Source organism: Caldimonas sp. (assembly GCF_046289365.1).
Lineage (GTDB): Bacteria > Pseudomonadota > Gammaproteobacteria > Burkholderiales > Burkholderiaceae_C > Caldimonas.
This window is the reverse complement of the sequence record NZ_JBKBVU010000191.1, coordinates 1-5,955: the sequence shown is the minus strand read 5'-3', so window position 1 is coordinate 5,955 and position 5,955 is coordinate 1. Positions and strand designations below refer to the sequence as shown.

General features: G+C 67.9%; 7 protein-coding genes. 6 read left to right on the top strand and 1 reads right to left on the bottom strand.

Translation table 11 applies throughout. From position 1 onward, the window contains the following. Nucleotides 1-32 precede the first annotated feature (32 nt). The gene (locus ACK42S_RS14875; RefSeq protein WP_409709178.1) at nucleotides 33-689 is read right to left on the bottom strand and encodes a TetR/AcrR family transcriptional regulator; all 657 of its coding nucleotides are present in this window, start codon (nucleotides 687-689) and stop codon (nucleotides 33-35) included. A gap of 133 nt (nucleotides 690-822) precedes the next feature. On the opposite strand from ACK42S_RS14875, the gene ACK42S_RS14870 reads away from it, so the two are divergent. The 6 genes from ACK42S_RS14870 to hisD form a co-directional block, all read left to right on the top strand. After that, nucleotides 823-1,776: an ABC transporter ATP-binding protein gene (locus ACK42S_RS14870; protein ID WP_409709175.1), complete on the top strand. Its 954-nt coding sequence runs from the start codon at nucleotides 823-825 to the stop codon at nucleotides 1,774-1,776. Between the two features lie 29 nt (nucleotides 1,777-1,805). Continuing rightward, nucleotides 1,806-2,561, top strand: a complete 756-nt coding sequence (locus ACK42S_RS14865) for an ABC transporter permease (protein ID WP_409709181.1) — start codon at nucleotides 1,806-1,808, stop codon at nucleotides 2,559-2,561. Nucleotides 2,562-2,585: 24 nt separating this feature from the next. After that, entirely contained in the window at nucleotides 2,586-2,849 is a 264-nt protein-coding gene (locus tag ACK42S_RS14860; protein WP_409709172.1) for a BolA family protein, read from the top strand. Nucleotides 2,850-2,956: 107 nt separating this feature from the next. Continuing rightward, nucleotides 2,957-4,222 (top strand): UDP-N-acetylglucosamine 1-carboxyvinyltransferase, encoded by a 1,266-nt coding sequence (gene murA / locus ACK42S_RS14855; RefSeq protein WP_409709169.1) that lies wholly within the window; start codon nucleotides 2,957-2,959, stop codon nucleotides 4,220-4,222. Further along, a complete protein-coding gene (gene hisG, locus ACK42S_RS14850; protein ID WP_409709166.1) occupies nucleotides 4,219-4,890 on the top strand; it encodes an ATP phosphoribosyltransferase in 672 nt (223 codons plus the stop codon). The genes murA and hisG overlap by 4 nt, the downstream gene beginning before the upstream one ends. A 3-nt stretch (nucleotides 4,891-4,893) precedes the next feature. After that, nucleotides 4,894-5,955: histidinol dehydrogenase (gene hisD, locus ACK42S_RS14845; RefSeq protein WP_409709163.1), on the top strand; the 1,062-nt coding region annotated here is incomplete at its 3' end.

Below are 5,955 nucleotides of genomic sequence, written 5' to 3'. Positions count from 1 at the left end.
AGGCAGTCCATTGGGCCATGGGGTGTCTCCGGTCAGGGGGTGTTGTAGCGCCCCACCAGGCCCAGCAGGTGGGCTTTCTGGTCGGGCTCGAGGTAGGGCAGCAGCAGGCTCAGCACATGGAAGGCACCTCGCAGCAGGGCGGCGCCGGCGCTCTCCGGTTCGAGGGCATGGCGCGGGTCGCGCACGTACTCGTAGCTCAGCCAGTAGGTGAGCACCACCACCATCGCGGTGGACACCGACTCGGCCTCGCGGCCGTCCATGCGCAGGGACTGGTGGCGCGACAGGGCGTCGAGCACCGTGCGCACCGCGCGCGACTTGTTCTTCAGCACGAACTGGAAGTGCGTTTCGAGCCGGCGGTTCTTGCTCAGGAGGTCGTTGAGGTCCCGATAGAGGAAGCGGTACTGCCAGATCAGCTCGAACAGCATGTGGAAGAAGAGCCAGGCGTCTTCCACATTGCGCACATTGTCGGCCGCATGCAGCAGCTCGTTGAGCGCGCGCTCATAGCGGTCGAACAGGGCATTGATCAACTCATCCTTGGCCGGATAGTGGTAATAGAGGTTGCCCGGGCTGATGTTCAGTTCGGCCGAGATCAGTGTGGTCGAGACATTGGGCTCGCCGAAGCGGTTGAAGAGATCGAGCGTGACTTCCAGGATGCGCTCGGCCGTGCGGCGCGGCTTTTTGGCTTGCATGGTGGCTCCGGGGCACCGGCGCCCCGTGCGCCTGCATGCCCGCCGCCAATCTAGCAAATCCGGTCGGGGCCGCAAGCGGGGTCTGTCCCACGGCCTGCACGCCAGGGCCGCCCTGCCTACAATCGGGCGCCTTATGTCCGCCGTCAGTTTCCAGCAGGTCAGCAAGACCTACCGCACCACCCGGGGCCCTGTGCAGGCCCTGCGCGAGGTGAGCTTCAACATCGAGCCGGGCGAGTTCTTCGGCCTGCTGGGGCCCAACGGGGCGGGCAAGACCACCCTGATCAGCATCCTCGCGGGCCTGAGCCGGGCCAGCGGCGGGCGCGTGACCGTGCATGGCCACGACGTGGTGGACGACTATGCGATGGCGCGCCGCCAGCTGGGCATCGTGCCGCAGGAACTGGTCTTCGACCCCTTTTTCAGCGTGCGCGAGGCCCTGCGCATCCAGTCGGGCTACTTCGGCGTGCGCCACAACGACGACTGGATCGACGAACTGCTGGCCAACCTGGGTCTGGCCGACAAGGCCAACGCCAACATGCGCCAGCTCTCGGGCGGCATGAAGCGCCGGGTGCTGGTGGCCCAGGCCCTGGTGCACCGCCCGCCGGTGATCGTGCTCGACGAGCCCACGGCCGGCGTGGATGTGGAGCTGCGCCAGACCCTGTGGCAGTTCATCGCCCGCCTGAACCGCGAAGGCCACACGGTACTGCTGACCACGCACTACCTGGAAGAGGCCGAGGCCCTGTGTCACCGCATCGCCATGCTCAAGGCGGGCCAGGTGGTGGCGCTGGACCGCACCTCGGCCCTGCTGTCAGGGCGGGCCAGCACCATGCTGCGCTTCAAGACCGACGACCCGCTGCCGGCCTCGCTGGCCGACGTGGCGCGCGTGACCGGCCGCGTCGTGCAGATCAAGGCCCACGATGCCCTGGAGGTCGAGGAGATCCTGTCCACCTTGCGCCTGCATGGCGTGGCCGCAGAGGATCTCGAGATCGGCCGGGCCGATCTCGAGGACGTGTTCCTGGAGATCATGCAGGCCGACACCGCACCGGTCTTCCTCGACCATCCGAGCCCGCTCGAGGAGGTGCCCTCTTGAAGCCGCTCGACCCCGCGACCGTCACACCGATGACCGGTGTGCGCACCCTGCTCTACAAGGAAGTGCTGCGCTTCTGGAAGGTGAGCTTCCAGACCGTGGCCGCGCCCGTGCTCACGGCGGTGCTCTACCTGCTGATCTTCGGCCACGTGCTCGAGGAGCACGTCCAGGTCTACGACGGCGTCAGCTACACCGCCTTCTTGGTGCCGGGCCTGGTGATGATGAGCGTGCTGCAGAACGCCTTTGCCAACAGCTCTTCGTCCTTGATCCAGAGCAAGATCACCGGCAACCTGGTCTTTCTGCTGGTCACCCCGCTGTCGCACCGCGACTGGTTTCTTGCTTATGTCGGCGCCTCGGTGATCCGTGGTCTGCTGGTGGGTCTGGGGGTCTTCGTGGTCACGCTCGGCTTTGCCGTGCCGCCCTTTGCGCAGCCGGGGTGGATCCTGGTGTTCGCCGTGCTGGGCGCCGGCATGCTGGGCGCGCTCGGCCTGATCGCCGGTCTGTGGGCCGAGAAGTTCGACCAGATGGCCGCCTTCCAGAACTTCCTGATCATGCCGATGACCTTCCTGGCCGGGGTGTTCTATTCGGTGCATTCGCTGCCGGCCTTCTGGCAGGCGGTCAGCCACCTCAACCCCTTTTTCTACATGATCGACGGCTTTCGCCGGGGCTTCTTCGGCGTCAGCGATGTCTCGCCCTGGCTCAGCCTGGCCGTCGTGGGCAGCAGCTTCGCCGTGGTGGCGGCGGTGGCCCTGCACCTGCTCAAGACCGGCTACAAGATCCGGCATTGAGGAATCCGGGATAATTCGTCCACCATGGCCGATCCGACCCCCCAGGAAGTGCGCACCTACATTGCCCAGGGGCTCGCCTGCGAGCACCTGGAGGTGGATGGTGACGGCCGCCATTTCTTCGCCACCATCGTGTCGGCCGAATTCGAGGGGCTGTCCCGCGTGGCACGTCATCAGCGCGTCTACCGCGCGCTGGGCGATAGAATGCGCGAGCAAATCCACGCCCTGTCGATGAAGACGCTCACCCCGGCCGAGTGGTCCGCCACCTCGGCTTCCCCCCACCACCATTGATCGGCAACCCGCTGCCGCGGCACGGGTGGCAGGCCCCTGGGCGCGGTTGGCGTGCAAACGGGGACTGCCGGGACCGGCGCGGCGCGGGGGCCTGAAGAAGCCCACGCATGGACAAACTCCTCATCCGCGGCGGCCGCCCCCTCTCGGGCGAGATCACGATTTCGGGGGCCAAGAATGCCGCCCTGCCCGAACTTTGCGCGGCCCTGCTCACGGCAGAACCCGTCACGCTGGACAACGTGCCGGTGCTGCAGGACGTGACGACCATGCTCAAACTGCTGCGCAACATGGGTGTGAGGGCCGAACGCGATGCCGACCGCCCGCACCGGATCCGACTGGACGCCAGTGCCGTCACCTCGCCCGAGGCTCCCTACGACCTGGTCAAGACCATGCGGGCGTCCATCCTGGCCCTGGGGCCGCTGTTGGCGCGTTTCGGCGAGGCCACGGTCTCGCTGCCCGGCGGTTGCGCGATCGGCTCGCGCCCGGTGGACCAGCACATCAAGGGCCTGCAGGCCATGGGTGCAGACATCCGCGTCGAGCATGGCTACATCCTGGCCAAGGCGCCGGCCGGTGGCCTGCGCGGCGCGCGCATCACCACCGACATGGTGACTGTCACCGGCACCGAGAACCTGATGATGGCCGCCGTGCTGGCCCGGGGTGAAACGGTGCTGGAAAACGCCGCGCAGGAACCCGAGATCCCCGACCTGGCCGAGATGCTGATCGCGATGGGCGCGAAGATCGAAGGTCATGGGACAAGCAAGATCCGCATCCAGGGCGTCGAGCGCCTGGGCGGTGTGACGCATCGGACGATTCCAGACCGCATCGAGACCGGCACCTTCCTGTGCGCGGTGGCCGCGGCCGGCGGCGAGGTGCTGCTGCGCCAGGCGCGTGCCGACCACCTGGACGCCGTGATCGACAAGCTGCGCGAGGCCGGGGCGCGCATCGAAGCCGGCCCCGACTGGATCCGCGTGGCGGCCTCGGGGCGCCTGAAGGCCCAGTCCTTCCGCACCAGCGAATACCCCGCCTTTCCTACCGACATGCAGGCCCAGTTCATGGCGCTGGACTGCGTGGCCGAGGGCACGGCCAGGATCACCGAGACCATCTTCGAGAACCGCTTCATGCACGTCAACGAACTCGTGCGCCTGGGCGCGCGCATCGAGGTGGACGGGCACACCGCGGTGGTGCAGGGGGTCGAGAAGCTCTCGGGCGCCACCGTGATGGCCACCGACCTGCGCGCTTCGGCCAGCCTGGTGATTGCCGGCCTGGTGGCCGAAGGCGAGACGGTGGTCGACCGCATCTACCACCTCGACCGCGGCTACGACCACATGGAAGCCAAGCTGCGCGCGGTGGGTGCCGACATCGAAAGAATCCAATGACGCGCGACGCCTCCCTGATCACGCTGGCGCTGTCCAAGGGCCGCATCTTCGACGAGACCCTGCCGCTGCTGAAGGCCGCGGGCATCGAGGTCGCGGAAGACCCTGAAAAGTCACGCAAGCTCATCCTGGCCACCAACCGGCCCGACGTGCGGGTGGTGCTGGTGCGAGCCACCGACGTGCCCACCTATGTGCAGTACGGCGGCGCCGACCTGGGCGTGGCGGGCAAGGACGTGTTGCTCGAGCACGGCGGCCAGGGCCTGTACCAGCCTCTGGATCTGAACATCGCGCGCTGCCGCATGAGCGTGGCCGTGCGCGACGACTTCGACTACGCCGCCGCGGTGAAGCAGGGCTCGCGCATCCGCGTGGCCACCAAGTACACGACGGTGGCGCGCCAGCACTTTGCCGACAAGGGCGTGCACGTCGATCTCATCAAGCTCTACGGCTCGATGGAGCTGGCCCCGCTCACCGGCCTGGCCGACGCCATCGTCGACCTCGTGTCCACCGGCAGCACCCTCAAGGCCAACCACCTCGTCGAGGTCGAGCACATCATGCCGATCTCCTCACGCCTCGTCGTCAACCAGGCCGCGCTCAAGCTCAAGCGCTCGACGCTGCGCGCCCTCATCGACGCCTTTGCCGCCGCCACCAACGTCAACCTCGCCAAGGAGTGAATGATGTCCGTCCAGATCCGCCAGCTCGCCACCACCGCGCCGGACTTCGAAGCCGAGTTCCAGCGCGTGCTGCATTGGGCGGCGCAGACGGATCATGCGATCGAGACCCGTGTGGCCGAGATCCTGGCCGACGTGCGCAGCCGCGGTGACGCGGCCGTGCTGGAGTACACCGCTCGCTTCGACGGGCTGAACGCGGCATCGGTGGCCGCGCTGGAGCTCAGCCCGGCCGAGCTGAAGGCCGCCTTCGAAGCCATCCCGGCGGCCCAGCGTGAGGCCCTGCAGGCCGCTGCGCAGCGCGTGCGGGCCTACCACGAGCGCCAGCTCGAGGCCTGCGGCCGCTCCTGGTCCTACCGTGACGAGGACGGCACCCTGCTGGGCCAGAAGGTCACGCCGCTCGACCGCGTGGGCATCTATGTGCCCGGCGGCAAGGCGGCCTATCCCTCGTCGGTGCTGATGAACGCCATTCCGGCCCATGTGGCCGGGGTGGGGGAGATCATCATGGTGGTGCCCACGCCGAAGGGCGAGAAGAACCCGCTCGTGCTGGCTGCCGCCCACGCGGCCGGCGTGAGCCGCGCCTTCACCGTGGGCGGGGCCCAGGCCGTGGCCGCCCTGGCCTATGGCACGGCCACGATCCCGAAGGTGGACAAGATCACCGGCCCGGGCAATGCCTACGTGGCCAGCGCCAAGAAGCATGTCTTCGGCACCGTGGGCATCGACATGATTGCCGGGCCCAGCGAGATCCTGGTGCTGGCCGACGGCAGCACGCCGCCTGACTGGGTGGCCATGGACCTCTTCAGCCAGGCCGAGCACGACGAACTGGCCCAGAGCATCCTGCTGTGCCCTGACGCCGGCTACATCGCGCAGGTCAAGGCCGCGATCGACCGTCTGCTGCCTGGCATGCCGCGCAAGGAGGTCATCCGCGCCTCGCTCGAAGGCCGCGGCGCCTTGATTCTCACGCGCAGCATGGAAGAAGCCTGCGAGATCAGCAACCGTATCGCCCCCGAGCACCTGGAGGTGTCGTCGCAGGAGCCCGGCCGCTGGGAGCCGCTGCTGCGTCACGCCGGG